This window comes from Streptomyces sp. NRRL S-350, assembly GCF_000719705.1.
Classification (GTDB): Bacteria; Actinomycetota; Actinomycetes; order Streptomycetales; family Streptomycetaceae; genus Kitasatospora.
The window spans coordinates 1-24,937 of the sequence record NZ_JOHO01000004.1; the positions used below are offsets into that span (position 1 = coordinate 1).

General features: G+C 71.9%; 24 protein-coding genes. 9 read left to right on the forward strand and 15 right to left on the reverse strand.

Annotated elements, in window-relative coordinates; genetic code table 11:
• Positions 1–204 precede the first annotated feature (204 nt).
• The gene (locus IF30_RS0105375; protein WP_030232673.1) at positions 205–405 is read right to left on the reverse strand and encodes a hypothetical protein; all 201 of its coding nucleotides are present in this window, start codon (positions 403–405) and stop codon (positions 205–207) included.
• Entirely contained in the window at positions 380–1,075 is a 696-nt protein-coding gene (locus tag IF30_RS0105380; RefSeq protein ID WP_030232676.1) for a hypothetical protein, read from the reverse strand. The genes IF30_RS0105375 and IF30_RS0105380 overlap by 26 nt, the downstream gene beginning before the upstream one ends.
• A 111-nt stretch (positions 1,076–1,186) precedes the next feature.
• Between IF30_RS0105380 and IF30_RS0105385 the strand changes: the two genes are divergently transcribed.
• From IF30_RS0105385 to IF30_RS0105395, 3 genes are all read left to right on the forward strand, one after another.
• The gene (locus IF30_RS0105385; RefSeq protein ID WP_030232680.1) at positions 1,187–1,621 is read left to right on the forward strand and encodes an Hsp20/alpha crystallin family protein; all 435 of its coding nucleotides are present in this window, start codon (positions 1,187–1,189) and stop codon (positions 1,619–1,621) included.
• Between the two features lie 132 nt (positions 1,622–1,753).
• Positions 1,754–2,158, forward strand: a complete 405-nt coding sequence (locus IF30_RS0105390) for a DUF2267 domain-containing protein (protein ID WP_030232681.1) — start codon at positions 1,754–1,756, stop codon at positions 2,156–2,158.
• 74 nt (positions 2,159–2,232) lie between these two features.
• A complete protein-coding gene (locus IF30_RS0105395) occupies positions 2,233–2,610 on the forward strand; it encodes a DUF2267 domain-containing protein (protein WP_234322591.1) in 378 nt (125 codons plus the stop codon).
• 114 nt (positions 2,611–2,724) lie between these two features.
• Here the strand turns inward: IF30_RS0105395 and IF30_RS0105400 are convergent, their stop codons facing one another.
• Entirely contained in the window at positions 2,725–3,120 is a 396-nt protein-coding gene (locus IF30_RS0105400) for a hypothetical protein (protein ID WP_030232686.1), read from the reverse strand.
• Positions 3,121–4,020: 900 nt separating this feature from the next.
• On the opposite strand from IF30_RS0105400, the gene IF30_RS0105405 reads away from it, so the two are divergent.
• The gene (locus tag IF30_RS0105405) at positions 4,021–4,326 is read left to right on the forward strand and encodes a MerR family transcriptional regulator (RefSeq protein ID WP_030232688.1); all 306 of its coding nucleotides are present in this window, start codon (positions 4,021–4,023) and stop codon (positions 4,324–4,326) included.
• Positions 4,327–4,431: 105 nt separating this feature from the next.
• Here IF30_RS0105405 and IF30_RS0105410 read toward each other — a convergent pair whose 3' ends face one another.
• Entirely contained in the window at positions 4,432–5,973 is a 1,542-nt protein-coding gene (locus IF30_RS0105410; RefSeq protein WP_030232690.1) for an MFS transporter, read from the reverse strand.
• A 298-nt stretch (positions 5,974–6,271) separates the two neighbouring features.
• On the opposite strand from IF30_RS0105410, the gene IF30_RS0105415 reads away from it, so the two are divergent.
• Entirely contained in the window at positions 6,272–7,063 is a 792-nt protein-coding gene (locus IF30_RS0105415; RefSeq protein ID WP_037899082.1) for a TetR/AcrR family transcriptional regulator, read from the forward strand.
• Positions 7,064–7,159: 96 nt separating this feature from the next.
• On the opposite strand, the gene IF30_RS0105420 is transcribed toward IF30_RS0105415, so the two are convergent.
• The gene (locus IF30_RS0105420) at positions 7,160–7,933 is read right to left on the reverse strand and encodes an isocitrate lyase/PEP mutase family protein (protein WP_030232693.1); all 774 of its coding nucleotides are present in this window, start codon (positions 7,931–7,933) and stop codon (positions 7,160–7,162) included.
• Between the two features lie 176 nt (positions 7,934–8,109).
• Entirely contained in the window at positions 8,110–9,567 is a 1,458-nt protein-coding gene (locus IF30_RS49085) for a cytochrome P450 (protein WP_234322592.1), read from the reverse strand.
• Between the two features lie 64 nt (positions 9,568–9,631).
• On the opposite strand from IF30_RS49085, the gene IF30_RS0105435 reads away from it, so the two are divergent.
• On the forward strand, positions 9,632–10,384 hold the full coding sequence (locus IF30_RS0105435; RefSeq protein ID WP_030232695.1) for an ArsR/SmtB family transcription factor: 753 nt from the start codon (positions 9,632–9,634) through the stop codon (positions 10,382–10,384).
• A gap of 74 nt (positions 10,385–10,458) precedes the next feature.
• Here IF30_RS0105435 and IF30_RS0105440 read toward each other — a convergent pair whose 3' ends face one another.
• The 7 genes from IF30_RS0105440 to IF30_RS0105470 all read right to left on the reverse strand — a co-directional run bounded on the left by IF30_RS0105440 (position 10,459) and on the right by IF30_RS0105470 (position 20,162).
• The gene (locus IF30_RS0105440; protein WP_051709281.1) at positions 10,459–11,037 is read right to left on the reverse strand and encodes a DinB family protein; all 579 of its coding nucleotides are present in this window, start codon (positions 11,035–11,037) and stop codon (positions 10,459–10,461) included.
• Positions 11,037–11,834 (reverse strand): VOC family protein, encoded by a 798-nt coding sequence (locus IF30_RS0105445; RefSeq protein WP_030232699.1) that lies wholly within the window; start codon positions 11,832–11,834, stop codon positions 11,037–11,039. Before IF30_RS0105445 ends, IF30_RS0105440 begins: the two co-directional genes overlap by 1 nt.
• 143 nt (positions 11,835–11,977) lie before the next feature.
• Entirely contained in the window at positions 11,978–14,578 is a 2,601-nt protein-coding gene (locus tag IF30_RS49090; protein WP_234322593.1) for a terpene synthase family protein, read from the reverse strand.
• A 326-nt stretch (positions 14,579–14,904) separates the two neighbouring features.
• Positions 14,905–16,053: a hypothetical protein gene (locus IF30_RS40995; protein ID WP_158834763.1), complete on the reverse strand. Its 1,149-nt coding sequence runs from the start codon at positions 16,051–16,053 to the stop codon at positions 14,905–14,907.
• Entirely contained in the window at positions 16,050–17,993 is a 1,944-nt protein-coding gene (locus IF30_RS0105460; protein ID WP_051709285.1) for a hypothetical protein, read from the reverse strand. The genes IF30_RS40995 and IF30_RS0105460 overlap by 4 nt, the downstream gene beginning before the upstream one ends.
• Complete coding sequence (locus IF30_RS0105465) at positions 17,990–18,769, reverse strand: toll/interleukin-1 receptor domain-containing protein (protein WP_030232710.1); 780 nt, start codon at positions 18,767–18,769, stop codon at positions 17,990–17,992. The genes IF30_RS0105460 and IF30_RS0105465 overlap by 4 nt, the downstream gene beginning before the upstream one ends.
• Before the next feature lie 70 nt (positions 18,770–18,839).
• Positions 18,840–20,162 (reverse strand): helix-turn-helix domain-containing protein, encoded by a 1,323-nt coding sequence (locus tag IF30_RS0105470; protein ID WP_234322594.1) that lies wholly within the window; start codon positions 20,160–20,162, stop codon positions 18,840–18,842.
• 679 nt (positions 20,163–20,841) lie between these two features.
• Here IF30_RS0105470 and IF30_RS0105475 point away from each other — a divergent pair.
• Entirely contained in the window at positions 20,842–21,495 is a 654-nt protein-coding gene (locus IF30_RS0105475) for an HhH-GPD-type base excision DNA repair protein (protein ID WP_051709287.1), read from the forward strand.
• Positions 21,496–21,538: 43 nt separating this feature from the next.
• Positions 21,539–21,823 carry a DUF2087 domain-containing protein gene (locus tag IF30_RS0105480; RefSeq protein WP_051709289.1) on the forward strand — a complete coding sequence of 95 codons (285 nt, stop codon included), beginning with the start codon at positions 21,539–21,541 and terminating at the stop codon, positions 21,821–21,823.
• On the opposite strand, the gene IF30_RS0105485 is transcribed toward IF30_RS0105480, so the two are convergent.
• The gene (locus tag IF30_RS0105485; RefSeq protein WP_030232720.1) at positions 21,796–22,017 is read right to left on the reverse strand and encodes a KTSC domain-containing protein; all 222 of its coding nucleotides are present in this window, start codon (positions 22,015–22,017) and stop codon (positions 21,796–21,798) included. The genes IF30_RS0105480 and IF30_RS0105485 overlap by 28 nt on opposite strands.
• Before the next feature lie 68 nt (positions 22,018–22,085).
• Complete coding sequence (locus IF30_RS0105490) at positions 22,086–23,663, reverse strand: MFS transporter (protein WP_078891182.1); 1,578 nt, start codon at positions 23,661–23,663, stop codon at positions 22,086–22,088.
• Positions 23,664–23,760: 97 nt separating this feature from the next.
• Here IF30_RS0105490 and IF30_RS0105495 point away from each other — a divergent pair, with 97 nt between their 5' ends.
• On the forward strand, positions 23,761–24,738 hold the full coding sequence (locus IF30_RS0105495; RefSeq protein ID WP_030232724.1) for a helix-turn-helix transcriptional regulator: 978 nt from the start codon (positions 23,761–23,763) through the stop codon (positions 24,736–24,738).
• Positions 24,739–24,937: the final 199 nt, after the last annotated feature.

Here is a 24,937-nt window from a genome sequence, read left to right on the forward strand (position 1 = left end):
CCAGCCGAGCGTCTGGCTAAACTCCTCGCGGCCTAGACAACCGACCACGTGTTGCAACGACCACTAAAAACCGCCTTCGACGGTCCGGGCCTTCGTCGTTCTGCGGTGCGGTCCCGGCGGCGGGCGCTGCACCCGCCGCGACCAGGGAGGCGCACCGGTTTCCGCCGAGGTCCTTGCGGCAGGCGGGTGGCTCGCGCGTGGCCGCTAGTGCGGGGGCCTGGGGTGGTGGGCGAGGGTCCGGCGGAGGGCGTCGAGTCGGGCCAGGCATGCGTCCATGGCGGTGATGGCCGCGCCGGTCTCGGTGCGGAGGCATTCGCCGACCTGGGTGAGCCCGTCCTCGATCCGCTGCCAAGGGTCGGGTGCGTCGGTGGCAGGCCCGTCAGGCTCGGCGCCGGTTGCTGTCATGGCGGAGTCGGTCCGTGTGGGCGGTGTAGGCGTCGAGGCGGGAGGCGAGGTCGGCGTGGCGGGCGCCGAGGTGGGGGCGGACGCCGGCGAGGGGGGCGAGCAGGTCGGCGGCGTCGGCGGTGCCGAGGGCGGTGGTGAGGGCGGCCTGGGCGGGGCCGGCTGCGGGGGTCAGGTCGCCGAGGGCGGTGATCTGGGCGGCGAGGACGCGCAGGTCGGCAGCGTTCGCGCGGGCCCAGGTGGTGACGGCCCGCTCCGCGGCGCGGCGGTCGCGCACGGACTTGACGCGCTCGGCGCCGGTGCCGGCCGCGCCGGTGGGGCCGGCTGCGGGCCGCAGTCGCAGGTAGCGGTTCTCGGCGGCCTGGCGGCTGGCGACGCCCATGGGCTGGGCGAGGTCGGCCCAGGTGGCGCCTGCTGCCCGGGCCGTCTCGACCAGGCCTGCTTCCCAGCCCGCGAGTTCGGTACGGAGCTCGCGCAGCAGGAGCAGGGCGGCCAGGGCCTGGTCGGGGCCGGTCTGCGGTGCGGGGCCGGGGCCCGTGGGGTCGGCGGCCGGGGTCTGGGCGGTGCGGACGGCGTCGTCTATGGCGGCCAGCGCGGCGGCCGCGGCGAGGAAGGACGCGGGCTCGGGCGGCGGGTTGCCGCCGGCCGGGGAGGGCTTGGGCTGCTCTGCCATGCGGTGTCACTCTCCTGGCGACTCGCCTTGTTGTCATCGGATGGATGACATGCTAGAACAGATTCAGGTGAAGCGCACTGGCACCTATCAGTCCGATGGAGGTGTTTCGCGATGCTGATGCGCACCGACCCGTTCCGCGAGCTGGACCGACTGACCCAGCAGTTCCTCAACACGACCGGCACGTGGTCCCGCCCCACCCCCATGCCGCTGGACGCGTACCGCACCGGCGACGAGTACGTGATCTGCTTCGACCTGCCCGGGGTGGACCCGGAGGCGATCGACATCGACGTCGAGCGGAACATGCTGACCGTCAAGGCCGAACGGCGCCCCCGCCGCGAGGGTGAGAACGTGAAGTGGGAACTGTCCGAGCGCCCGCTCGGCGTCTTCTCCCGCCAGGTCATGCTGTCCGACACGCTGGACCCCGAGGGGATCAGCGCCGACTACGAGAGCGGCGTGCTGACCCTGAAGATCCCGGTCGCGGAGAAGGCAAAGCCCCGCAAGATCGCGATCAACCGCAGCGGCGACCGCAAGCAGATCCAGGCCTGACCCCCGGACCGGGCTGTTCCGCGCGGCCACCCCCCTCCGCCGCGCGGAACAGCCCGCGTCCCGGACACCCCGTCCAGCCGTGACCGCGGCCGTGGCGCCGACGGGCGCCACCCGAACGGAGGGAGATGCGTGGTGACTCTTCGATGGGAGGCGTTCCTGGACCTGGTCCGGGAGCGCGGCGAATACGACACCCCCCAGGAGGCCGAGCGGGCGTCCCGCGTCGTCCTGGCGCTGCTCGGCGCCCATCTGGCCGGCCGGGTCCGCGCCGACCTCGCCGCCCACCTGCCCGAGGCCATGGCACTGATCCTGCTCAACCCGCTGCAGGCCGCGGAACCCCTCACCCCCGAGCGGTTCGTGCGCGCCACCGCCGCCTGGATCGAGGGCGCCACCGAAAGCACCGCCCTGTGGGACATCGGCGCTGTCCTCAGCACCGTGGCCGACGCCGCGGGCGACGACCTCACCCAGCGCGTCCTGCTCCAGCTTCCCCCCGGCTACGACCTCCTCTTCGGTCGCCCCCACCCGGGACAGCGGCCGTGACTCCCCCGACCGCCCGCGCCGCCTCCCCCGCACCACCTCCGGAAGCCACCGACATGACCGCATACCAACAGCTCGTGCAACGAGTCCGCGACCTGGGTCGCTACGACACCGACCGGGAAGCCGAACGCGTCCTCCGCGCCGTCCTGGCCGCACTCGGCGGCCAGCTCATCGGCGAGGAACGCTGCGACCTCGCCGCCGCCCTGCCCGAGCACGCCCGCAGGGCCTTCGCCGACCAGATCCCCCTCACCCAGCCGCTGGACGCGCACGCCTTCGTCGACACCGTCGCGACCGCCCTGGCCACCACCGCCGACGCCGCCCGCTGGCACACCACCTCGGTGCTCGCCGCGCTCACGGAACTCGTCGGCCAGCCCCTGACGGACCGCCTCCTCGCCCAGCTGCCGCACGGCCACGCGATCCTGTTCGGCCGCGCCGACCTCACCACCGCCGCCTGAGGCACCGGCCCGTCACCTGAGACACCGGCCCGTCACCCCCACCGGGGTGACGGGCCGCAACAGGTCCGACGGCAGCCGCCGAGCCCTGACGGGCGCAGCCCGGCGAGCGGACGGTCACTGGTCGGAGTAGCTGAGGTCTCCCACCGTCCAGCTGCTGATGTCCGCGATGGCGATGCGGTACATGCCCCCGGTGTGGGGCAGCCCGTAGCTGCCCTGCAGGATCCGGGCGACGTGCAGGTGCAGGTGGGTGGGCCGCGCGGCGGACGAGGCCGCACCTTCGCCGCCTGCGCCACCGTCGCCGGTGGCGGGCCTCGTGAAGAGGGCCGCGAATGGCTTCAAGTGGTCGGAGGCGGCAAGGACTTCGGACACCCGCTCATGCCACAGGCGCTCCGGCGCCAGCCGGCCGGTGATGACCGCCCCTGGGACGACCACGGTCAGGGGCATCTGGTTGCTGCTCTCGGACTCCACCATCGCGGCGATGTCGACGAGCAGCCCATCAGGGTTCGACATGAACCCGAGGATAGTGCCCGCCGGAACCCACCGGAACGGACACCCCCGAACGGACGGCCCCGGACCGGGCCGCACGACGCGTGACCGGAGCCCGACAGGTGCTCGACAGGTGCTCGACAGGCACCGGGGCCGGGGCGACGGGCGACCAGGGGCCACCCGCGCAAGGTCCCTCACCCGGACACGAAAACCTCTGCTGGCGAGAGTAGACATTGCCCGATGGCGTGTGTAGTGTTCCTGGTGTTGGAAGAGCAGGAAAGCAGGGCGGGCAGACATGAACTGCCCGGGCAGTACCGCAGTTCGCAACACCGACAGTGATGCAGGAGGCGTGCAGGTCGTCAGTACGCGGGGCCCCGGTCATGACAGGAGGGGTCCTGGCGGAACGCGGGTGACCTGCCGGGCGTCACGGACCCGGTCGTGCATGGGGTCCGGGGCGGCGGCGGTCGCGCACGCGCAGTACCAGCAGTACGCAGTACCAGCAGTAGGTAGTAACAGCAGTAGGCAGTACCAGCAGTAAGCGCAGTACAGCGGTAAACGGCAGTACCAGCAGTACGCACGATGCACATCAGAGGAGAAGGGAAGGGTTCACCCCGTCGGATCGCCCGCCACGGCACGCATTCCCGCCGGGCGGTCACCGCAGTAACCATCGTCATGGAACGTCATGGAAGAGGTGGTCCTCGGTCACGCATACGCGATCCCCGCGTCCTGCCCCTCCCCCGGGCAGTGCGGACGCCGCAGGCCGGCGCATCAGCCGGCAGCAGTAGTGCAGTAGATGGTGCAGTGAATCCTCATATCCCTGGGCCCCGGCGCAATTGCGCGCCGGGGCCCTCGACCCGTTTCCCGAGAAAGAAGGTGCTGGTGGAACAGACCACCCTCGCCACCAACCACGACACGGCGGACCACATGAGCGCAGAGAACAAGTTCGACGACGACGACTACCCGGCCTACACCATGGGCCGGGCCGCGGAGATCCTGGGCACGACGCCGGGTTTCCTCCGCAGCCTGGACGAGGCCAAACTCATCAGCCCGCAGCGGTCCGCAGGCGGCCACCGCCGCTACTCCCGCTACCAACTGCGCATCGCCGCCCGCGCCCGCGAGATCGTCGACCAGGGCACTCCCCTCGACGCCGCCTGCCGCATCATCATCCTCGAAGACCAACTCGAAGAGGCCCTGCGCATCAACGCCGAACTCCGCCAGGACCGCACGTAGCCGGACGAGGAGCTTGCCGTAGCAGCACAGGCCGTCCCGCTCCACCGGCGCTCGTCGACGTGGTGCCGGTGGGCCGGCCCGCGCGGACGGCGCCCGGGTGGCGGCTCAGCCGACCGTCTCGGCCACCGGCCCGGACGGGGGCCCGCTCTCGGCGGCCTCCGCACCGCCGTCGCCACCGCTGCTGCTGCCACTGGCACTGCCGCGCATCAGCAGCAGGGTGAGCGCTGCGGCCGCCACGACGGCGATGCCGCCCACGGTGAAGGTGGTGGAGGTGGCGGTGTTGAACGCCTCGCGGGCGGCCGCGACCAGCCCGCCGTCCCCCGTGGAGCCCGCGACAGCGAGCGCGCCGGTGATGTCGTGGCGCGCGGCGGCGGGGGCGCCGTCGGGCATCGCGCCGGTGTAGGTGCCGGAGAGCACGGTGCCGAGAACGGCGACGCCGAGCGCGGCTCCGGACTGCTGGATGGTGTCGTTGAGCGCGGAGCCGACGCCCGCGTGCTCGCCGGGGATGGCACCCATCAGCGCGTTGGCGGCGGCCGGCATCCCGAGGCCGGAGCCGACGCCCAGCACCAGCATGGCCAGGGCGACCTTGGTGAATCCGTCGCCGACGGAGAGTGTGGCCAGCAGCCCGAACCCGCCGGCGATGACCAGCATGCCGACGGCCGTCAGCACCCGCGCCGGGAGCTTCTTGCCGAGTGCGGCGCCGATCCCGTTGAAGACCAGCGAGGCGATGGCCAGCGGGATGAAGGCGAGGCCGGTGTCGGTGGGCGAGAACTCCAGGACGAACTGCAGGTACTGGGTGAGGACCAGCATCAGTCCGCCGGTGGCGAAGGTGAGCAGGACGAGCGAGAAGCTGGCGCCGGTGAACACCCGGTTGCGGAACAGCTTGAGCGGGACCATCGGCGAGTCGGTGCGGACCTGCCGGACGGCGAACCCGGCCAGCGCGGCCACGGCGACGGCGAGCGCGCCGAGCGTGCCCGGGCTGGTGAAGCCGTCGCGGGGCAGCACGATGATCGACCAGACCAGCGCCGTCATGCCGACCATCGACAGCACCATGCCCGGCAGGTCGGGTCGGCGCCACGGCCCCTTGGACTCCGGCATGAGCAGCACCGCGGCGAGGATGGCGACCGCCGCGACCGGCACGTTGAGCAGGAACACCGCGCCCCACCAGAAGTGCGCGATCAGTGCGCCGCCCAGCACCGGCCCGCCGACCAGGCCCACCATGGCGACCGCGGTCCACGCGGCGATCGCCTTCGGCCGCTCGTCGTCGTCGAAGACGGTGATCAGGATGGAGATCGTGCTCGGCATGACCAGCGCGCCGCCGACGCCCATCAGGACGCGTCCGGCGATCAGCTGGCCGGGGCTGTGGGCGACGGCCGCTACCAGCGAGGCGGCACCGAACAGGGCCAGTCCGACGATCATCACCTTCCGTCGCCCGAAGCGGTCGGAGAGGCTTCCCGAGGTGAGCAGGAGTCCGGCGAAGACCAGGATGTACGAGTCGATGATCCACTGGATGTCCTGCGCCCCGGCTCCGAGGTCCTCCGCGATCGGCGGGATGGACACCGTGAGCACCATGTTGTCGATCACCAGCACCAGGCTGCTGAGACAGAGCACGACCAGGATGAGCCAGCGTCGCGGATTGCGTTCCATCACGTTCCCCCTTCGAACTTCGAACTTCTCGGCCGTCGGACTCACCGACGCGAGTGGTGGCCCGCGCAGGCCTCGGCCGCGCGGAAGTCGGCGCGGCGCACTCCGCCCTCCGTCCCCACGGGAACAGCGTGCGCCGCTCCGAACACTGTACGGAGGCCGCACAGTGTTCGCAACGCCGTACACTGTGCGGAGCGACTTATGCTGAACCGACGACGCCTGACGGGACCGGACAGGACCGAACGGACCGAACGGGTGATCACGAACGATCACGAGTGATCACGAGCGATGAGGAGAGCCGATGGCGGCCACACCGGACGACGGAACGTCGGGCATCCCCACCCTGTGGACCCGCCCCCAACGACCCCGCCGGGACCAGCCCGCGCTCAGTCGCGAGCAGATCGTCACACAGGCCCTCGCCCTCCTGGACAGCGACGGCACCGAGGCGCTCAGCATGCGCAAGCTCGGCGCCCGCCTCAACGCAGGCGCCACCTCGCTCTACACCCACGTCGCCAACAAGGACGAACTGCTCGCACTCGTCGTCGACCAGGTCTTCGCCGAACTCCCGCTGCCGAGGACGGACGCCCCCCAAGGCGACCCGAAGGTGTGGCGGGCCGCCATCGAGGAGTGCGCCGAGGGCGTGCGCGCGGTCATCCTCCGCCACCCCTGGATGGTCTCGGTGCTCGGCGACGTCGGGATGGTCTACTTCGGCCCCAGCTGGATGCGGCTTTCCGAGGCCTTCCTCGCCCTCCTGGAGGAGTCCGGCCTCGACCTCGCCCAGGCCAACGAGGCGATGGGCGTCGTCATCGGCTACACCATCGGAACCGCCACCGTGGAGGCCGCCTGGCTGAGCGCCCTCGCCAAGCGCGGCCTGGGCGAACAGGAGTGGATGGACCAGCTCCTGCCAGCCGTCGCCGAGGCCACCAAGGACCACCCCCGACTGCACCGGCTGTACACCACCCAGGTGCAGCGGGAGATCGAGGCCGGCCGGGACTCCGCCTTCCTCAACGGCGTCCGGCTGATCCTCGACGGGATCGAGGCCTCGTGGGCAGCCAGGGCCGAAGGGGGAGGGCCTGACGGCCGGAAGGGGTGACGGCCGGAAGGAGTGACGCCCGGCAGGGGTGACGTCCTTGGCAGGGGTGACGCCCGGCAGGGTGATGTCCGGGCTTGAGGACGGCCTCGGCTCGGCTCACCGCCCGTTCAGCGCCTGCACCTCCGCGTACCCGGGCACCGGCCCGACCGGCTCACCCGCCGCGACGGCAGCCGCCGTGGCCACCGCAGCCGCCAGCGCCGAGCGGTACAGCAGCGAGCCGAGGCTGACCCGGGCCACCCCGAGCGCGGCCAGCTCGGCGAGGCCCGGACCGGTCGGCGTCCAGAGGATGTTGAGCGGGACGCCGACCGCACCGACCAGCCGTCCGATGGCCGCCGGCTCGGTCAGCCCCGGCGCGAACACGCCGTCTGCGCCCGCCTGCCGGTACGCGTCCAGGCGGCGAAGCGTCTCCGGTTCCGGGTCGTCCTGCCCGTGCCAGTAGGTGTCGGTACGGGCGTTCACGAACAGCTCCGGCACGGCCGCCTTCACCGCCGCGACCTTCGCCGCATGGACGGCGAGCGGCGCCAGCGTGCCGTCCGCCCGGCCGTCCTCCAGATTGATGCCGACCGCTCCTGCCCGAGCCAACTCGACGGCCAGCGCGGCCACTTCGTCCGGGTCGTCACTGAAACCGGATTCCGCGTCGACACTGAACAGGAAGCCGCCGCCTCCGAGTCGGCGCGCCAGCCGCACGGTCTCCGCACGAGTGGCGGCGGCGCCGTCGGGCAGCCCGGCGGCGGCTGCCACACCCAGGCTGGTGGTGCCGATCGCGGCGTGGCCGGCGGCGGCGAGGGCGGCAGCCGTGGCATGGTCCCAGGCGTTGGGGAGCAGCAGCGGGTGTCCGGGGCGGTGGTGCAGGGCGGCGAAGGGCGTCATGGCGTGGGCTCCGGGGCGGTCGGGTCTGCAGGGCGGTCGGGGTTACGGCGCAGTCAGGGTTGCGGGGCAGTCGGGGTTGCGGGGCGGTCGGAGTTACGGGGCAGTCGGGGTTGCGGGGCAGTCGGTCGGGGCTACGGGGGCTCGTGCGGGCTGCGAGATGGGCACGGACTGCGGGTTCACACCGCCTCCTCGCCCACGACCGCGGCCTCCACCGAGCTCAGATCCCCCACGGAGTCCGCGTAGTACCCGGATTCGGAGACATGACGGACGACCTGCCGGAAGCTCCAGCCCGTGCCCGGCGAGTCGTCCAGGCAGGCGTCCGGCAGCGCGGCCACCCGGCGGGCCCAGATCCCGGCGAGCCGGGTGAGGCGGCTGCGGGCCTCGTCCAGGTCGGCGACGGTGAACGGGGCGAGGTCGGCCGGGGTGGTGGCGTTGGAGGCGTGCCAGTGGTCGGGCTCGGTCGGCTCCCCGGCCAGTCTGGCCTCCAACTCGGCCAGGTGGTCGATGAGATGGTCCACCACGCGACGAACTGCCTTGTGCGGCGTATAGGTTCGCCCTTCGGCATTGACGATCGGGCGGCCGTCCCAGGCCGGCCAGGTGGCGGCCAGATCCAGCACGTGGTCGACCATCTCCGGTACCAGGGAGACGAGTTCGGCCTTGCTTCCGCCCTGGGCGGCCGGCGTCTCGGCGGCCACTGAGGCCACGTCCGCCGGGGCCACGTCCGCCGGGACCGCGTCCGCCGCGGACGCGTCCGCCGGAACCGCATCCCCCGAGGCCAGGTCCGCCGGGTCGGACGCACCGAGCAGGATCCCCTCGGCGATGACCAGGGCGTGCGAGCGCCCCGGGCAGACCCGGGGGGCAGCTCCGAAGGTGAGCGCCACGCCGTCCGGCGCCTCGGCCTGGGCGGCCGCGAGGTCGAGCACCAGGTGCGTCCCGGCCGGTACGGCGGTTCCGCCGACCTCGGTCGACCGGGCGGCGAGCCGGCGCATCACCCGTACCGGCGGGTCCTCCCGCAGCGCGGCGGCCAGTCCGCCCTCGTTGCGGCGCGCGGCCTCGACCAGGGCGGCGGTGGCGTCGCAGGCCTGGACGAGCAGGCCGATCCGGTTCGCGGCCGTCTCCTCGTCCGGGTCTCCCATGGCGGGCAGCAGCCGGGCCACCGCGGCGTCCGCTTCCGGATCGTCCGGCGAGTCCGCGAAGTACGCCCGGGCCACCGTTGCGACGTCCCGCGCCACTGCCTCCGGGTCGGCCAGGCCGAGCGCCTCCGCGAGCACCCGAACCACCCGCCGCCGCACGTCGGGGTCGAAGCCGGCTGCCGCGGCCACCCGCAGCGCGGACGGGTCCAGCCGCTCCAGGTCGGCCAGCACCAGGGCCCGACGGCGGGCATGCGGCTCGCCCGAGCTGAACCGGGCGACGGAGGCCCGTAGCCAGGCCACCCCGGCGGCCACGCCCGGGGTACCGGCCGGTGCACCGCCCGACACGCCGCCCAGCACGCTGCCCACCGCGACGGGCGGGACGGGCGGGACGGGCGCCGCGGGCAGCGGGACCAACGCCGGGTCGGCCAAGGCCGCCGTGACGTCGTCGTAGCGGGAGAAGGTCATTGTTCCGAAGCCGGATGCCACCGTGGGTTCGCTCATGCCGCCATCGTGGTCCCGGCTCGTTTCGGCCCCCGCCGAACTGTGCCGGGGCGACCATGGAGGCATGTCCCCGGAACCCCGCACCGACCCCGGCCCGGCCCGGCGCCCCGACCGCCACGGCCGGGCACTCGCCGCCTTCGCCGCCCTCCTCGCCGACCCGACCCGCGCCGCCTTCTGCGACGCGCTGCTCGACGGCCGCGCCTGGACGGCCGGCGAGCTGGCCCGGTACGCCCGCGTCGCGCCGTCCACCGCCAGCGAGCACCTGTCGCGGCTGGTCGCGGGCGGACTGCTGGCCGAGGAGCGGCAGGGCCGGCACCGGTACGTCCGGGTGGCCTCGCCCGCGGTGGCCACCCTGCTGGAGGACCTCACTTCCTTCGCCGAGTCCGGCGGCAGCGGCCCACCCGCGCCGCGCACCCTGGGCGAGGCCACCCGGCTGAGCGCGGAGGCCCGCGCCCGCACCTGCTACGACCACCTGGCCGGCCGCCTCGGGGTGGCCGTCTCGGACGCGCTGCTCGCCCGCGGCCTGGTCGCCGACGACACCGGGCCGGCCGTCACCGAACACGGCCGGGCATGGCTGGCCGACCAAGCGATCGAACTGCCGCCGCGCACGGGCCGCCGCGGCGGACGGCCGGTGGTGCGCAGCTGCCTGGACTGGACGGAGCGCCGCAACCACCTGGGCGGAGCGCTGGGCGCTGCGCTCTGCCGGACCGCCCTGGACCGCGCCTGGGTGGAGCGGATCGGCTCCGGCCGGGCCTTGCGCATCACCCCGGACGGCGGCCGGGCGCTGCGCGAACTCCTCGGCGTGGAAGTCCCCTGAGCCCCGCGCCCGACTGAGCCCCGCGCCCGCCGCCGGCGTCCGCCTTCACCCGGGTCGGCTTCCCCTGGTCGGCTTCACCCCATCGACTTCGCCCCGTCCAGCGCCTCCCGGATGATGTCGGCGTGCCCGGCGTGCTGCGCAGTCTCGGCGATCAGGTGCAGCAGCACCCGCCGGGCCGACCAGGCCGCACCCGGTTCGAACCACGGCGCCGACGGCAGCGGGTGGGCGACGTCGAGGTCGGGCAGGGTCCGGACCAGCTCGTCCGTGCCGCGCGCCACCCGCTCGTACTCGGCGAGCAGTCCTGCCAGGGTCTCGCCCTCCGCCATCCGGAACTGCGCCGCCCAGGCATCGGCACTCCCGGAACTGCCGGTGCCCCCGGAACTGCCGGTGCCCCCGGAACTGCCGGCGCCTCCGGAACCGCCGGCACCCCCGCCCCTGCTTCCGTCCCCGCCCCGCATCGCCTCCGCGCCCCCGGTGATGAACCGCACCCAGCGCGCCTCGACCGCCGCCACGTGCTTGACCAGCCCGCCCAGGCACAGCTCACTGACCGTGGTGCGTTCGGCCGCCTGGGCGTCGGTGAGATCGCGGACGGTGCGTCGCAGCAGGCTGCGGTGCTTGTCGAGCGTTTCGACGAGTTCCTCGCGCTCCCCCATCAGGCGTCCACCGTGTTCGGCTGCTCGCCTACGGTCCGTCCGAGGTCGATGATCCCGAAGGCCGCACCCTGCGGGTCGCCGACCGCCGCGAACCGGCCGAACGGGCTGTCCATGGGCCCGAAGTACACCCTGCCGCCGCGCGCCGTGAGCCGTTCGATCGCGGCGTCGGTGTCGTTCACGGCGAAGTAGACGCTGATGTAGGACGGCGCCTCGGGCGGCAGGACTCCGCTGTCCGCCCCCATCCGGCCCAGCACCGGCCGGTCGCCGACCTGGAACATCCGGTAGTCGAACTCCTCGGAGTCCATCTTCCGCACGCCGTATGGGAAGACGGCCGGGAAGAAGGCGTCCGCCTTCGCCGGCTCACGGGTGACCAGTTCGGCCCAGCTGTACGCGCCGGGCTCGCCCTGCTTCTCGAAGCCCTCGTGGCGCCCGGCCTGCCAGACGCCGAACACGACACCGCCCGGGTCCTTGGCGATCACCATCGTGCCGAAGTCGCCGACCTGCATCGGCCCCATGACCACCTCGCCGCCGTGCGCGCGGATCCGCGCGGCCGTGGCACCGGCGTCCGGCGAGGCGAGGTAGAGGCACCAGGCGGACTGCGACTGGTCGCCGGGCATCGGCGGCACGACCGCGGCGACGGCCTTGCCGTCCGAGTACGCCTGCGTGTAGTTGCCGAACTCCGACGAGCTCTCGCCGAAGGTCCAGCCCAGTACGTCGCCGTAGAAGGCCTTCGCGCCCTCCACGTCGGTGAACATCGCGTCGGCCCAACAGGGTGTGCCCTCAGGTAGCGCAGCCATTTGTCCCTGCCCTCGTGTGTGGCTGGAGCGCGCGCCGGGGGGCACACGCCGACCCCCGATTCGCCAGCCTAGCCACGCCGCGGCGCACCCGCGCGGGATGGCCCGCACGGGTGCGCCGGGAGGTCACCCACCCCTGGGCCCGCTCAGTGCTTCGGCACCGCCCCGCTGCGCGGTGGTCGCAGCGCGGTCGTGCCGAGGCCGGTCGGCCCGAGCGGCACCGCGCCGGTCAGGACGGCGGCCGAGGGCTCCGGGGCCCTTCCGGCTCCCGGTGCGGGGAGCGGCGACAGTGGCGACAGCGGTGGCACCGGCGCGGTCGGGACCACGGGCACGGCCGGAACCACGGGCGCCGACGCCTCGACGGAACCTCCCGACGGCGCCCGGCCGGGACTCCCCGAACCCGCCCGCCGGGCCGCCGTCGCCGCCACCATGTCCCGCTCGGCGCCGAAGTGCCGCCGCAGGTCCGCCTCGCCGTAGCGACGGCAGTCCTCGTGCCAGCGCAGGATGCCCGCGAGCCAGTTCTGCAGCTCCTTGACGTAGCCGTCGAGCATCTCGCGGGCCGCCGCATCCAGCCCGAAGTCCTCGTACATGACCGGGAGTTCCTTCTGCGCGACGTGCTGGAACTGGCCCAGCCGCGAGTGCATCAGGTCGTCGACGATCCGGACGGCCGCCGGGTAGTCGCAGTTGAAGAAGTTCTGCACCACCAGGACGACGTTGTGCAGTTCGCCCTCGTACTCGATCTCCTTCTGGTACGAGAAGAGGTCGTTCATCATGGTCGCGTAGTCCATGGCGGAGTGCTCCAGCGCGCGGATCGAGCCGTGCCGGTAGACGTCCGGCGGCACCGTCTGCCCGTGTCCGAGGCGGCAGAGGCTCGCGGTGAGGTCCGAGCCGAAGGTGGCGCGGCGCATCTCCAGGTAGTCCACCGGGTCCGGGATCCGGTGCTGGATCTGGTTGGCGATCTCCCAGACCCAGCTCGCCGTCATGTCTTCGACCGTCCTGCGGAACGCGGCCCTGGCTTCGGCGGTCATCGGGCCCGCGGTGCGCTCCCAGATGTCGGCGAGGCCGCGCTCCAGCGCGTTGGCCGGCTCGGGCACGGGGCTGCCGTCCACCGGCATGAACAGCGTCAGCCGCTCGTTGGCGAGCTTGGCGCCGGTCAGGTCTCGGGTCCGGCCGAAGGCCACCGGGTAGTAGTCGTCCGCCCAGGTGCCCCACGCCAACCAGGCCGAGTCGATGTCGAGTTGGTCGGCGGTGGCGTCGGGGTGGATGCCGGCCGCGCAGAGCGCGAGGTCGTAGTCGCGCATCGCCTCGGCGTCCCAGATGCCGGAGCCGGGGACGGCCGGGTCCGCGTCCAGCAGGCCCATCCGCTCGGCCCACTCGACGACCCGCTGCCGGGCGCCGTCCAGGTGCGGGCTCAGCGTCAGGGCGAACGGCAGCTTGAACTCGGGCAGTCGGGACGGGCCGACGGCCCGGAACGGCACGTGGCCGTGCGAGCGCGCCCGGCGCACGGCCGGCCCGGCTCCGGCCGCCGCCGCTCCCGCCTCCGGATCCACCACCGGCTTCGCCCCCACCCCGGCTCCTGCCGCCCCGGCTCCCCTCGCCCCGCTGCGCAGGATGTCCAGGGCGGAGGTGCCGATGCCGCCGATCGCGTACTGGTCCCACCAGTTGCCGGAGCCCGGCACCCCGGGCAGACCCGGAAGACCCGGCATCGCACCGCCCGAGCCCGGCGCCACGCCCCCCGCCGAACCCGCCGCCGCCCCACCGCCGTTCATGTACCGGCTGGAGCGCATGTGCCACTCGTGACCGCCGGACTGCCAGTCCTGCAGGCCCTTGACGTACGCCATGACCTTCGCCCGGCCCTCCGGTCCGAGCCCGGTCTCCGCGAACAGCACCGGCAGTTCGGTGAACACGGTGTTCTCGAACTGCTGGAGCCGCGAGGTGAGCAGGTCGTTCACGGCCTCGGCCGCCTCCTGGGTGGTGCACTCCAGGAAGCGCTCCAACACCAGGATGCCGTTGCTCAGTTCGCCCTCGTCCTCGACCTCCCGCTGGTACGAGAAGATGTCGTTGCGCAGGTGCACGCCGTCGGAGAAGGCGTCCATCAGCACCCGCAGCGCCCGCGCGCCCGACACCTCCGTCGGCACCTCGGCGCCGGCCGCGTACTCGACCAGCTGCGCGGACCACGGCGCACCGCCGACCTTGCGGCGCATCTCGATGTACTCGACCGGGTTCGCCACCCGGCCGGCGTCGATGTTGGCGAGCTCCCAGAGCGACTCGTCGAGCAGGTTGCGGGTGCTCTCGGCGAACCGGATCCGCCAGTCCTCCCCCATCGCCGGCACGGTGCGCCGCCACAGGTCGGCCAGGCCGGCCTCGACCGGGTTCGCCGGCTCGGGCACCGGCGCGGCCGGGTCGGCCGGCATGAACAGCGGCAGCCGGTCGAGGTGCGCCTTGCCCGCCTCGCGGTCGTTGGTGCGCTTGTACATGTCGAGGAAGTGGTCGTCGAAGAAGAAGACCCAGACGTACCAGTCGGTGACCAGCGACAGCACCTCGGCGGAGGCGTCGGGGTGCGTGTAGGCGCAGAGGAGTCCGTAGTCGTGGGCTTCCAGGTCGGCCTGATCCCAGATCCCGGAGCCCTCCAACATGCCCATCTCCCGGGCCCAGCCCGTGGAATGGGCCCGAGCTTCGTCCAGGTGGGGGTTGAGGCGTGCCGGATGCGGCACGTAGAAGGACGGCAGTTCGAACGGCTGGGTCACGGCGGGCGAGCCTTTCTGGACGCGTCAGTTGGACCAAGAATGACCCGCGTCCCGGGCGCCACACCGGCACACCAAAACAGTCATATGAGATGACCCATCCGCTCGAACCCCCACTCGAACCCCCGCTCGAGCCGCGGACCGAACCGCAGAGCGAACCGCCACCCGAGCAACCGCCCAGCCCCGGATCGTACGTACGACCCCACCCCACCACCGGCCCCCTCCCGCAAAGCCACCCACCCAGCCGAGCGCACTCCCACCACCACACGCCCCCGCCCCACCGCGCACCACCCGTGCGCTAGGCGTCCACGTTCCTCCACCCGAGCGCCCTACTCCTCGCTTCCGTGCCCGGATCCCGGCGACATCCCGTTCGCGGGAGACCCGTTCACCGATCCGTCGAACTTCGTGAAGCGCGCACCTGTCCCACCAGCGGCGCGATCCTTCGCAGGGCCCGGCCGGCCCGAAACGGCACTGTCCTCGCCCAGCAGTCCCTCCCTGATCAGCCGGGCGTGTTCCGGCCGTCCAGCCGCGTTGATGAATTCCGCCAACCTCCTTGTGCAGACGTTTCGTTCATCGGAATGCTCCGGCAAGCCGACGTCATCCAGCAGCTGGTTCAACGGTCCGATCACCGGAGTCCCCCCAGCCGGCCCTGACGGTCCGAGCGGGCCTGCCAGGCCCGCCGTCGGCCCGTCATCGTCCTCGTCGTCATCCCGGAACGAGCCGGCCCCCGGCCCCAGGTGCTCGTACAGGTCGCTCAGGGCTTCGTCGTTGGCCGCCGCCGAGAGCTGTGCGAGCGGGCCGATCATGTCGACCGCCTCCTTGACCTGCTCGTCATGGCGTGCCAGCCACCACACCACCGCGCTGCCTGGCGACTTCAAGACGTCGTCACCGAGATAGGCCCGCTTGCTCTGCTCGTAACGCCGCTCGTGCTCCCACACCTCCTCGGTCTTGCGCACCTCGGACAGCTTCCCCAATCGACTTCGGTCGTCCTCCGACAGCCTGAGCTCGACGCGGCCGCCCATGGCCTCCACCAGCCCCGACCGGTCCTGGCTCTGGGTACCGAGCAGGCCGTTCAACCGGTGCTGCACCAATTCGAGCCGCCCGGGAACTTCGTGTTCGGTCAACGCCTTGGCACGCTCCAAGACCGTCTCGACCGCCAGACTGGCCGGGTCCGCGTGCACGAGCCCGGTCGTGTTCAGGATCGGGCGCCACCACACCGTCGCCGAGAAATAGAAGTCGTAGTCCGGCACCCGGCTCGGCAGCGCCACTGAGACCACCCGAGTCTTCTCCCACGGTGGCTCATCCGAATCCGGCCTCGGAGCTCTGGCCGATGCCAGCAGAAGGGCCAGCAACACGGCCATCGCCGCGGGCACCGCCCACAACCAGACCGGCCATCTGGCCGACATCCCGAGCACCACGGTCGCCGACCCCGCAGCCATGGCCAACCCGACCATCGGTACTTTCCCCATGCCGTTCACAGCCCTCTCCCCCAGGTCACGCCGACGAGCGGTTCGATCCCCTGCGCGCGATCGATTTCCCGGCAGAAGCGCGCCAGGACCTCCGCCCGGCTCGCCTCAGCAGGGGAGTCATCGGCCTCATTCGCCCAGCCATGCGCCAGCCGGTAATAGCGGTTGAGCACATCGACACGCCCGTCGGCGGCATCGGTGAGTACCCTCATTAGCCGTCCGCCCCCGTCCGGCGCCCGCCGCGCAGCCGAAAGCCAGGTCCGGATCCCGGACTCCCACGCCTCGGCCGGCGAGACCGCCAGTACCCCTCGCCAGCCCCGCACGACCTCCGCACGCGGCACCCAACCCGGCAGCGGGTCGACCAGTTCCAGGAAGATGCCGGCATCAGGTCGCATCGGCACTCTTCTCTCCAAGCCTTCGCACAGGCGGTCGAGCAGCTTCAGATAGAGGCGCTTGTCCCTGCCGACCAGTTCGAACAGGGCCTCCCGGCCGTACCGCGGACCGTCCTGGGCCTCCCGCCGCGTGAGGTGGTGCAGGCGAACGAGCGCCTGGCCCGGGTGGCGGGTAGCCATCACGTCAGCGCAGATCCGTGCGAGACCCCGTACGAGGTTGGCGTGCAGTTGCTGCCCCACCACCCATTCGTAGATCTTCGATCGGAAGGCCGAGTCGCCGGTCTCGCTCGTGAGTCCCCGTTCCAGCACCAACATGGCCTCCGGCAGAAGCTTGGTCTCTGCCGCCCAGGACTCCACCAGGCCCGTCAGTACGTCCAGGTCACCGCTCTTCAAAGCCGATTCGGTCAATCGGACGATCAGCCGCTGCCGATCCGGCGTGTCCAGCCATGCCGTTTCCCTGGCCGCGTCCTCGAGCCAGTCTCCGAACCCGCCCCGCAGGTCTGGGTAGTACAACCAGAAATGAGTACGGACAGCCTCCGCGTAGGCCAGCCCCGTGAAACGGATCCGTCCTTCCGAGACCTCCACGCGCAGGTCGTGCAGCCGTTGGGTCAGATCCGCACGATCGAGGCGGGGCCGTTCGTCCTCGGGGTGGCCGAGCTTCCTCAGCAGCCGATCGGAGAGCCGGAAGACAGCATCCGCTGGAGCCCCCTCCAGCATCGCCGCCGTGAACAGCAGCGCCCGCTGGCGCCCATCGGCGAGTTCGGCGACCTGCTGGGCCACCTCGTTGCCACGATCGCGAAGCGCTGCGACAGCCTTGGCGGCCCATTCGTCGAGGTCACCGCCCGCGGAACGCGCTTCGGTTAGCAACTCGTGCAGCCGCTGCAGCTCACGCATGGACGAGGTGTTCACAACCTCACCGAGGGCCGACCGGTACAGGTCCGCAGAAGTCACTGCGACACCGGCGTTACGGAGATGCCTCACCAGCACGTGCGCGCCATTGGGTCGGCCGATCCGCACCAGCAACTGCCGAAGGTCCGAATGCAGGAGAGACTCGCGATCTTGGTGCAGGACCACCGCCAGCCGGCCACCGACACGCTCCACCTTGTGCCAGTACGAGCTCACCAGGCCCTGGGCGTCCGGAAACCGCGCCTCGGATATGACTGACAGATCGATAAGAACTCGTTCACCCGGAGCCAACGGGATCGGATCGCCCTGGTGATCATCCAACGCGACCTCACGGAAAGGGTCATGAGCCTCTCCGGTGCCGTGCAGCAAAACGACGGCTGCCGTGCGCCGCCCGCTACCGTCCGCTCCGGAAATCAGCACAGCCGTGCCGGGGTCTTCCAGCCTGTTGACCGCTTCCCCGTATCCACGTGGCGGAACGAAGCGCTGGGTCAGCCAGCGCCGGCGCTCAGCCGCCACCCGCAGGGGATCCGCCCCACCGCGAACCAGTCGCTCCGACGCGAAGTAGTAGTAGGAGTAGTTGTTCTGGCTTCCACTACCCGTGTGCGTCGGCCCCTGAGTGTCACCGATCCACGTGGCATTCCCGACGTCGCTCACCGCCGTCCCTCGTGGTCACCCCGGCCGCGGAAGTCGTTGTTGACCGTGCCCCGTTCGACGTAGTTGTTGCCGTTTCCATGGAACTCGACACCGCCCGTGCGGGTGGTGATGTCCTGTGTGCCGCTCCCGGTGTGGATCGGTCCACTCGCATTGTTGATGAACGTCCCCACGTCGCCGCCCACGTTGCCGATGCCACCGCTCTGGTCATGCCGGTAGTCCCGAGCCTGAACCAGGCTTCCGTCCACGCTGCCGGTCTCGGTGTGGGCTTCCCTCGCCCGCTGCTCCTTGGCGGTCCGCTGCTCAGCCTCGGCGAGCTGGGGGACCGCCTCGGCCAGGTCGTCCCCGAGGCGCTTGAGGTTGGACTCCGCGTCACGGATGTCGAACCGGCGGTACTGGCAGTCCGCCAACTCAGCGATCTCGGGGGGAAGATCGTGCCGATCGAGCCGTGTCATGCGGCCGACGAGCACCGGGACGACCAGGGCTCCGGTCTCGAAGGCCTCGGCGATCTCCCTCCGGGTCCAATCCTCCGGGTCATCGAGCGCACGTCGTCCGTCCGAAGTTTGGGCGTCGGCCCAGCGCGGACCGATGACGGCGACGAGCACGCTGCTACGCCGGACGGCGGTCAGGAGCTCCTGGGGAAATGGCCGGCCGATCGGGATGGACTTGCTGGCTCGGAAGACCCGGTCGGTGCCGAAGCGCCGGGAGAGCTCCCGCTCGATCAGGGTGGCTGTCGTTCCTTCATCGCTGGTGCGGTAGTTGATGAAGATCTCGGGCATGACGAAGTCACCTCTCCGGTGCGTGAGGGGGGTGGATGGCAGCCGGGGACGGGCCGCGGGTCGGATCGGTCTACGGGTGCAGTGCGCGGGCGAGCAGAGGCTGGATGTCCTGCGCGAATCGGCCGCCAGGGAACCGGTTCAGCTCGCGGGCGAGCCGCCGGACGTCGGAGCGAATCGTGGCCGACCTCAGCGACGGGACCAGCGGCAGGAGTTCTGCGGCGAGTTCGCAGGCATGTTCGGGCTCGCCTGCTGCCGCATGTGCCAGGGCCCGCCTGAGGCCGTACCGGGCGCGGCTGCGAACGGCCTGCGAGGGGATTCGCAGGCACTCGCTGTCGAGTACCTCGGCGGCCTGGCCGGGGCGACCGAGGTCGTACAAGCACCATCCGGTGACCATGGCTGCCGGGTCGGTCAGATTGGTGGTTCCAAAGACAGGGGTACCGCTGTCGGCTTCGGCGTCGGCCCTGGCCAGCAGCCCTCGGGCACGGTCGAGGCCGCGCAGGCAGGCGGCGTGGTCGCCGGCGAGTGCATGGCCCTGTGCTTCCCGCTGTGCCGCAAGGCCTCGGATCCGCGGTGGCAGCGAATCTTTCTGGGCCGGTTCGACCAGTTGTACGGTCTGGGTAGCGTCGCCCGCATAGAAGGCAATCAGTGCGCGTCTGACCAGCGCGTACGAAGCCAGGTCGCGGTCACCGCCGGCCTGCGCGAGTTCGACGGCGCGGGCGGTCCACCACAGGGCGGACGGGTTGTCGTCGGCTTCCTGGGCCATCCAGCCCGCGTACTCGGCGTACCGGGCGGCCAACCCGAGCAGCCGGTCGCGGTTCGCTCCAGCGGCTTGGAGGGCGAGCTCGCGAAGTGTGTGGGTCTGGACCGTGAGCAGCGGAAGCAGCGTGCCGGGATCACTGACCTGGCCGAGCTGTCTCATCTGGTCGAACTGGGCTCGGAAGATCTCGACCGGGGCGGATTCCGCGACAGCTACCGCCGGGGTGACCGGCGGCAGCGCAGCGGCGAGGCCTCCGCCGAGCAGGGTGGTGGCCCCGGCGGCGAGCAATTGCCTCCGGCCCATGGCTGGAGACCAACGGACACCCCCACGGTCGACCCGGAGCAAGGGGTCCCCGTCGCCCTGGGTGCCGCTCTCCGCAAAGTCGGGGGATCCGAGCGGATCGCAAGCATCATGGCTCGGCAGGAGCCGCTCCAGCTCACCGTCGGCGGCGAGCTGGACGTCACAGCGACGGGCGAACTCGGGCGGCGGCTGCTTGTGCCCGCGCTCGATCTTGCTCAGGTGGCCCTTGCTGTAGCTGAGCAGCTCGGCCAGCCGAGTGAGAGTCAGCCCGGCGGCAATCCGGCGTCTGCGAAGCTCCGGACCGAACTCGCCGGATGGCGCTCTGGACATGCTCATGCCACCCCTCTTTCTCTGATCACCCAGCGCCTGCTGCATCGTGGGCCGAAAGCGGTCACCCCTCGCTTCCGCCTGGAATCTTGGCATGCGATCGAGCCGGTCAAACGGGGTTCTGCAGGTTTCCCGTTTCCTCTTTGCTTCTCGAATGGCCATGCGAACAAAACGAGTTGGAGATAAGTCAACCCATTGGACCGACACGCCCAAGCGCCGGTCGGACCCGAGACCCGCTCCACTTCGCGATCAGGGCAGTGCTCCACCCTCCGCCGCGCCGGCCGGCCGGCGACACCACGGGCGCAGACAAACGGTGGACCACGCCGACCGCAGCGGCGTAGTCGATAGCCGCGGTGGTGCAGCGCTCGCGACACCAAAGACTCCGGAGAGACTTCGCGGACGGCGCCGACTTCCGATTCGCCGCCGTGAAGTGCGGCCCGTTCGGAGGCCGTTCGGCTCGACACGCCGTCGACCGGGCGCCCGGGGCGGGTGCGCTGGGCGCGGGCAAAAAATATCCCGCGTCACCCTTTCGAGGCCCCAACAACCGCTCCGCCAACGAACAAACCAGGTGCGGCAAGGCCTGGAACACCAAGAGTTCCCCCGGTACGGGCGTGTTGACCACCTCCGCCCACGTCACGTCCACCAGACTGGGCGCCGACCCGACGTCAACTCCGAGGAGGGCAAGCCCATGAACGCCACCGTTCGGCTCGCACAGCAGCCCGAGGCCGACGAACTGCTCGGACGGAGTGCGCTCGCCGCACTCGTCGGCATGTTGCTCGATCAACAGGTCCCGATGGAGTGGGCGTTCACCGGTCCGCTGACCATCGCGCAGCGCCTCGACCGGGACGACCTGGACGCCCACGAGATCGCCACCTACAACCCGGAGGAGTTCGTCGCGCTCCTGTCCGCGAAGCCCGCCGTCCACCGCTACCCCGCCGCGATGGCCAAACGGGTGCAGCAGCTCTGCCAGTTCCTCGTCGCGCAGTACGACGGCGACGCCGCCGCGCTGTGGAAGAACGTCCGCACCGGCAAGGAACTGCTGAGCCGCCTCAACGCCCTGCCCGGCTTCGGCAAGCAGAAGTCGCAGATCTTCCTCGCCCTGCTCGGCAAGCAGTACGGCGTACGGCCGGAGGGCTGGCGCGAGGCGGCCGGCGTGTACGGCGAGGAGGGCGCGCACCGCTCGGTCGCCGACATCACCGGGCCGGAATCCCTCGTCCTGGTGCGGGAGTTCAAGCAGGAGATGAAGCGCGCCGCGAAGGAGGCCAAGGCCGCCGCCAAGCCGCGCACGACCAGTCGTGCGACGGCCGCGACGGCCGCGCCGGCTCCGACCGGCGTCCGCTGAGAACCGGTTGCCGCGGTCCGTCCCACCGGGCGACGCTCCCGGTATGACCGCAGCCGGCCCGACCTCGCCGAGCGGGTCCGCCCTCTTCGCCCCCGACGGGCGGCTGATCGCCGTCCCCCGCAAGGCAGCCCGCCGGGAGCAGCTCCTGGCCCACCTCGCCGACACCCTCTTCGAACCCGGTCGCGGCTGCACCGAAGCCGAGGTCAACGCCGCCCTGCACACGGTGCACGACGACGCCCCCGCCCTGCGCCGCTCCCTGGTCGAGGCCGGCCACCTCGCCCGCCCCATGGACGGCAGCAGCTACCGGCTGGCCTCCGAGCGCCGGTAGGCGTACCGCCCGCGGATCCGTCGGACGAAGTACCGCCCGTGGCTCTCCGCCGCCAACAGCTCCCGGTGCACCCGGGCCGGTACGCCCGCGTAGACGTACACCTGGCCGCTGGTGAACTCCAGCTCCAGCAGCCGCGCCGGCGGGTCGTAGCCGACCGAGCGCAGCACCGAGGAGTCCACCGCCGTACGGTCCATCGCCTCCAGTGTGCGCCGGAGGCCCCGGTCGCGCAGTGCGACCGGGGCCCCGTGCGGAGCGCCTTCCGTCAGAGCAGGGCGGTCTCCCGTTCGTCGGCGGGCTTCTCGGCGAGCTCCCCGGCGGGCTTCTCGGCGGGCTTCTCTGCGGCCTTCTCGGCGAGTTCCCCGGCAAGCTCCTCGACGGGCTCCTCCGCAGCACCGGCCGCCGCCCCCGCACCGACCGCCGTGCGCCGCCGCGGCAGTGCGAACATCAGCAGGAACACCGCCAGCAGCACCCCCGCGACCCACCACATCGCGTGCACGAAGGCCCCGCCGAACGCCGTCCCGACCGCCTCCGGCGCGACCACGTCGTCCATCGCCCCGAAGAAGGCCACCGAGACCAGCCCGAGTCCGAGCGCGTTCCCCACCTGCTGCACGGTGTTGATCAGTCCGGAAGCCGAACCGGCGTGCTCTCGCGGCACCTCCGCCAGCACCGCGTCCGTGATCGGTGCGACGATCAGCCCCATCCCGAGGCCCATGACCACCAGCGGCAGCGCCATCTGCCAGGGTGCGATCGCCGTCCCGTACCGGTGCGCCTCGCCGATGTAGGTGAGCACGCCCGCCGCCATCACCAGCGCGCCGGCCTGCAGCACCTTCCGTCCGAACCGCGGCACGAGCTTCTGCACCGACAGTCCGGCCGCCGTGGAGACCGCGATCGAGAACGGGATGCCGGTCGCGCCGGCCTTGAGCGGGCTCCAGCCCAGTCCGACCTGCATGTAGAGCGTCCAGACCAGGAAGAAGATGCCGAGCGCCACGCCGAAGGCGAGTTGCACGCAGATCCCGGCGGCGAAGGACTTCACCCGGAACAGCGCCAGTTCCACCAGGGGCGAGCCGTCCCGCCGCGTCTTGGCCTTCTCGTACGCCACGAACAGCGCGAACACGGGCAGGCTGCCGGCCATCGACAGGTACCCCCAGAGCGGCCAGCCGGCCTCCCGTCCGTGCGTCAGCGGGTAGATGAGCATCAGCAGGCCGACGCTGGCCAGCGCCACCCCGACCAGGTCGAGCTTGAGCGCCTGGTCGGCCTTCGACTCGTCGATGAAGCTGCGCCCGAGCAGCAGACCGGCGATGCCGACCGGCAGGTTGATCAGGAAGATCGGCCGCCAGGCCAGGCCGAACAGGTCCCACTCGGTGAGCAGCGCACCGATCATCGGACCGGAGACGGCGCCCAGTCCGACCACCGCACCGAACATGCCGAACACCTTGCCGCGTTCCTCCGCCGGGAAGGTCGCGTGGATGATCGACAGCACCTGCGGCACCATCAGCGCCGCCGTTCCGCCCTGCAGCAGTCGCGTCGCGACCAGCATCTCCGGCCCGGAGGCCAGCCCGCAGAGCGCGGAGGCCGCCGTGAAGCCGCTGATCCCGATCAGGAACAGCCGCTTGCGGCCGTAGATGTCGCCCAGCCGCCCGCCGGTGATCAGGCCGATCGCGAAGGCGAGGGCGTAGCCGCCGGTGACCCACTGCACGGCGCTGAACGAGGCGCCGGTGTCCGCCTGGATGCTGGGGATGGCGATGTTGACGATGGTGACGTCCACCAGGTCCATGAAGGAGGCCACCATCACGATCGCCAGGGCGATCCACCTCCGCCGGTCGGCCGCTGCCGCGCTCATTCCGTGCTCCTCGCTCTTCTCCGCCTTCTCCACGTCCACGACGGTACCGACCATGTAGGTCAGGTCCTGTCCCACTTCGTCGGGCATGCTGGACGGCATGAGCGACACCCCGGCCCGGCTGCTGAACCTGCTGTCCCTGCTCCAGACCCCGCGCGAGTGGCCCGGCAGCGAGCTCGCCGAGCGGCTCGGCGTCAGCCCCCGCACGATCCGGCGCGACATCGACCGGCTGCGCGACCTCGGCTACCCGGTGCAGGCCAGCATGGGCGCCGTCGGCGGCTACCGGCTGGTCGCGGGCACCGCGATGCCGCCGCTGCTGCTGGACGACGAGGAGGCGGTGGCCATCGCGGTCGGGCTGCGGGCGGGCGCCGGACACGCGGTGGTCGGCATCGAGGAGGCCTCGGTACGGGCCCTCGGGAAACTGCTGCAGGTGCTGCCGAGCCGGCTGCGGCACCGGGTCGGGATGCTCAACTCCGCCACCGTGCCCCTGCTCACCGGGGACGGCCCGACCGTCGACCCGGAGGACCTGACCGTACTGGCCGGCGCCGTCACCAACCGGGAGCGGCTGCGCTTCGCCTACCGCGCCTACGACGGCACCGCCACCAAGCGGCTGATCGAGCCCGAGCGGCTGGTCTCGGTCGGCCGCCGCTGGTACCTGGTCGGCTACGACCTGGACCGCGACGACTGGCGCCTGTTCCGGGTCGACCGGCTCAGCGAGCCCTTCGCCACCGGCGCCCGCTTCACCCCGCGCCCGCTCCCCGCCGAGGACGCCGCCGCGTACGTGGCGGGCAAGCTGCGCCGCCCGTCGCCGAGCGGCACCGTGGTCGCCACCGTGCACGCCCCGGCCGAGCTGGTGCGGCAGCGCTTCAAACCGGCCGACTCCGAGATCGAGCCGGTCGACGACCACAGCTGCCGGCTCCGTTCCCGCTCCGACTCGCTGGAGTGGACGGCGATGCGGCTGCTGTCGCTGGACTGCGCCTTCGAGGTGCACGAGCCGCCGGCCCTGCGCGAGCACCTGCGCGGACTCGCCGCCCGCGCCCACCACGCGGCCGGCCGGGAGCCCGACCGGGGGGACTGACCAGGGAAACCGACCAGGGGGCCCACCGGGAGGCGGCAGGGAAACGGAAGGGCCGACCGGAAGGAAACCGGGAGGCAGCCGGAGGGGCCGGGCCCGGCGGGCGCCCGCCACTACTCCTCGGGCAGCCGCCGGACTTCGACCGGACACCCGGGTACCGCCGGCGCTCGGACCGCGTAGTCCGTGCTCGGACCCCGTACGC

What these genes read in the sequence shown, in the direction of transcription:
- IF30_RS0105375 (WP_030232673.1), bottom strand. Translation starts at nt 405, where the DNA reads ATGACAGCAACCGGCGCCGAGCCTGACGGGCCTGCCACCGACGCACCC.
- IF30_RS0105380 (WP_030232676.1), bottom strand. Translation starts at nt 1,075, where the DNA reads ATGGCAGAGCAGCCCAAGCCCTCCCCGGCCGGCGGCAACCCGCCGCCC.
- IF30_RS0105385 (WP_030232680.1), top strand. Translation starts at nt 1,187, where the DNA reads ATGCTGATGCGCACCGACCCGTTCCGCGAGCTGGACCGACTGACCCAG.
- IF30_RS0105400 (WP_030232686.1), bottom strand. Translation starts at nt 3,120, where the DNA reads ATGTCGAACCCTGATGGGCTGCTCGTCGACATCGCCGCGATGGTGGAG.
- IF30_RS0105405 (WP_030232688.1), top strand. Translation starts at nt 4,021, where the DNA reads ATGAGCGCAGAGAACAAGTTCGACGACGACGACTACCCGGCCTACACC.
- IF30_RS0105410 (WP_030232690.1), bottom strand. Translation starts at nt 5,973, where the DNA reads ATGGAACGCAATCCGCGACGCTGGCTCATCCTGGTCGTGCTCTGTCTC.
- IF30_RS0105415 (WP_037899082.1), top strand. Translation starts at nt 6,272, where the DNA reads ATGGCGGCCACACCGGACGACGGAACGTCGGGCATCCCCACCCTGTGG.
- IF30_RS0105420 (WP_030232693.1), bottom strand. Translation starts at nt 7,933, where the DNA reads ATGACGCCCTTCGCCGCCCTGCACCACCGCCCCGGACACCCGCTGCTG.
- IF30_RS49085 (WP_234322592.1), bottom strand. Translation starts at nt 9,567, where the DNA reads ATGAGCGAACCCACGGTGGCATCCGGCTTCGGAACAATGACCTTCTCC.
- IF30_RS0105435 (WP_030232695.1), top strand. Translation starts at nt 9,632, where the DNA reads ATGTCCCCGGAACCCCGCACCGACCCCGGCCCGGCCCGGCGCCCCGAC.
- IF30_RS0105440 (WP_051709281.1), bottom strand. Translation starts at nt 11,037, where the DNA reads ATGGGGGAGCGCGAGGAACTCGTCGAAACGCTCGACAAGCACCGCAGC.
- IF30_RS0105445 (WP_030232699.1), bottom strand. Translation starts at nt 11,834, where the DNA reads ATGGCTGCGCTACCTGAGGGCACACCCTGTTGGGCCGACGCGATGTTC.
- IF30_RS0105465 (WP_030232710.1), bottom strand. Translation starts at nt 18,769, where the DNA reads ATGCCCGAGATCTTCATCAACTACCGCACCAGCGATGAAGGAACGACA.
- IF30_RS0105470 (WP_234322594.1), bottom strand. Translation starts at nt 20,162, where the DNA reads ATGAGCATGTCCAGAGCGCCATCCGGCGAGTTCGGTCCGGAGCTTCGC.
- IF30_RS0105475 (WP_051709287.1), top strand. Translation starts at nt 20,842, where the DNA reads ATGAACGCCACCGTTCGGCTCGCACAGCAGCCCGAGGCCGACGAACTG.
- IF30_RS0105480 (WP_051709289.1), top strand. Translation starts at nt 21,539, where the DNA reads ATGACCGCAGCCGGCCCGACCTCGCCGAGCGGGTCCGCCCTCTTCGCC.
- IF30_RS0105485 (WP_030232720.1), bottom strand. Translation starts at nt 22,017, where the DNA reads ATGGACCGTACGGCGGTGGACTCCTCGGTGCTGCGCTCGGTCGGCTAC.
- IF30_RS0105490 (WP_078891182.1), bottom strand. Translation starts at nt 23,663, where the DNA reads ATGAGCGCGGCAGCGGCCGACCGGCGGAGGTGGATCGCCCTGGCGATC.
- IF30_RS0105495 (WP_030232724.1), top strand. Translation starts at nt 23,761, where the DNA reads ATGAGCGACACCCCGGCCCGGCTGCTGAACCTGCTGTCCCTGCTCCAG.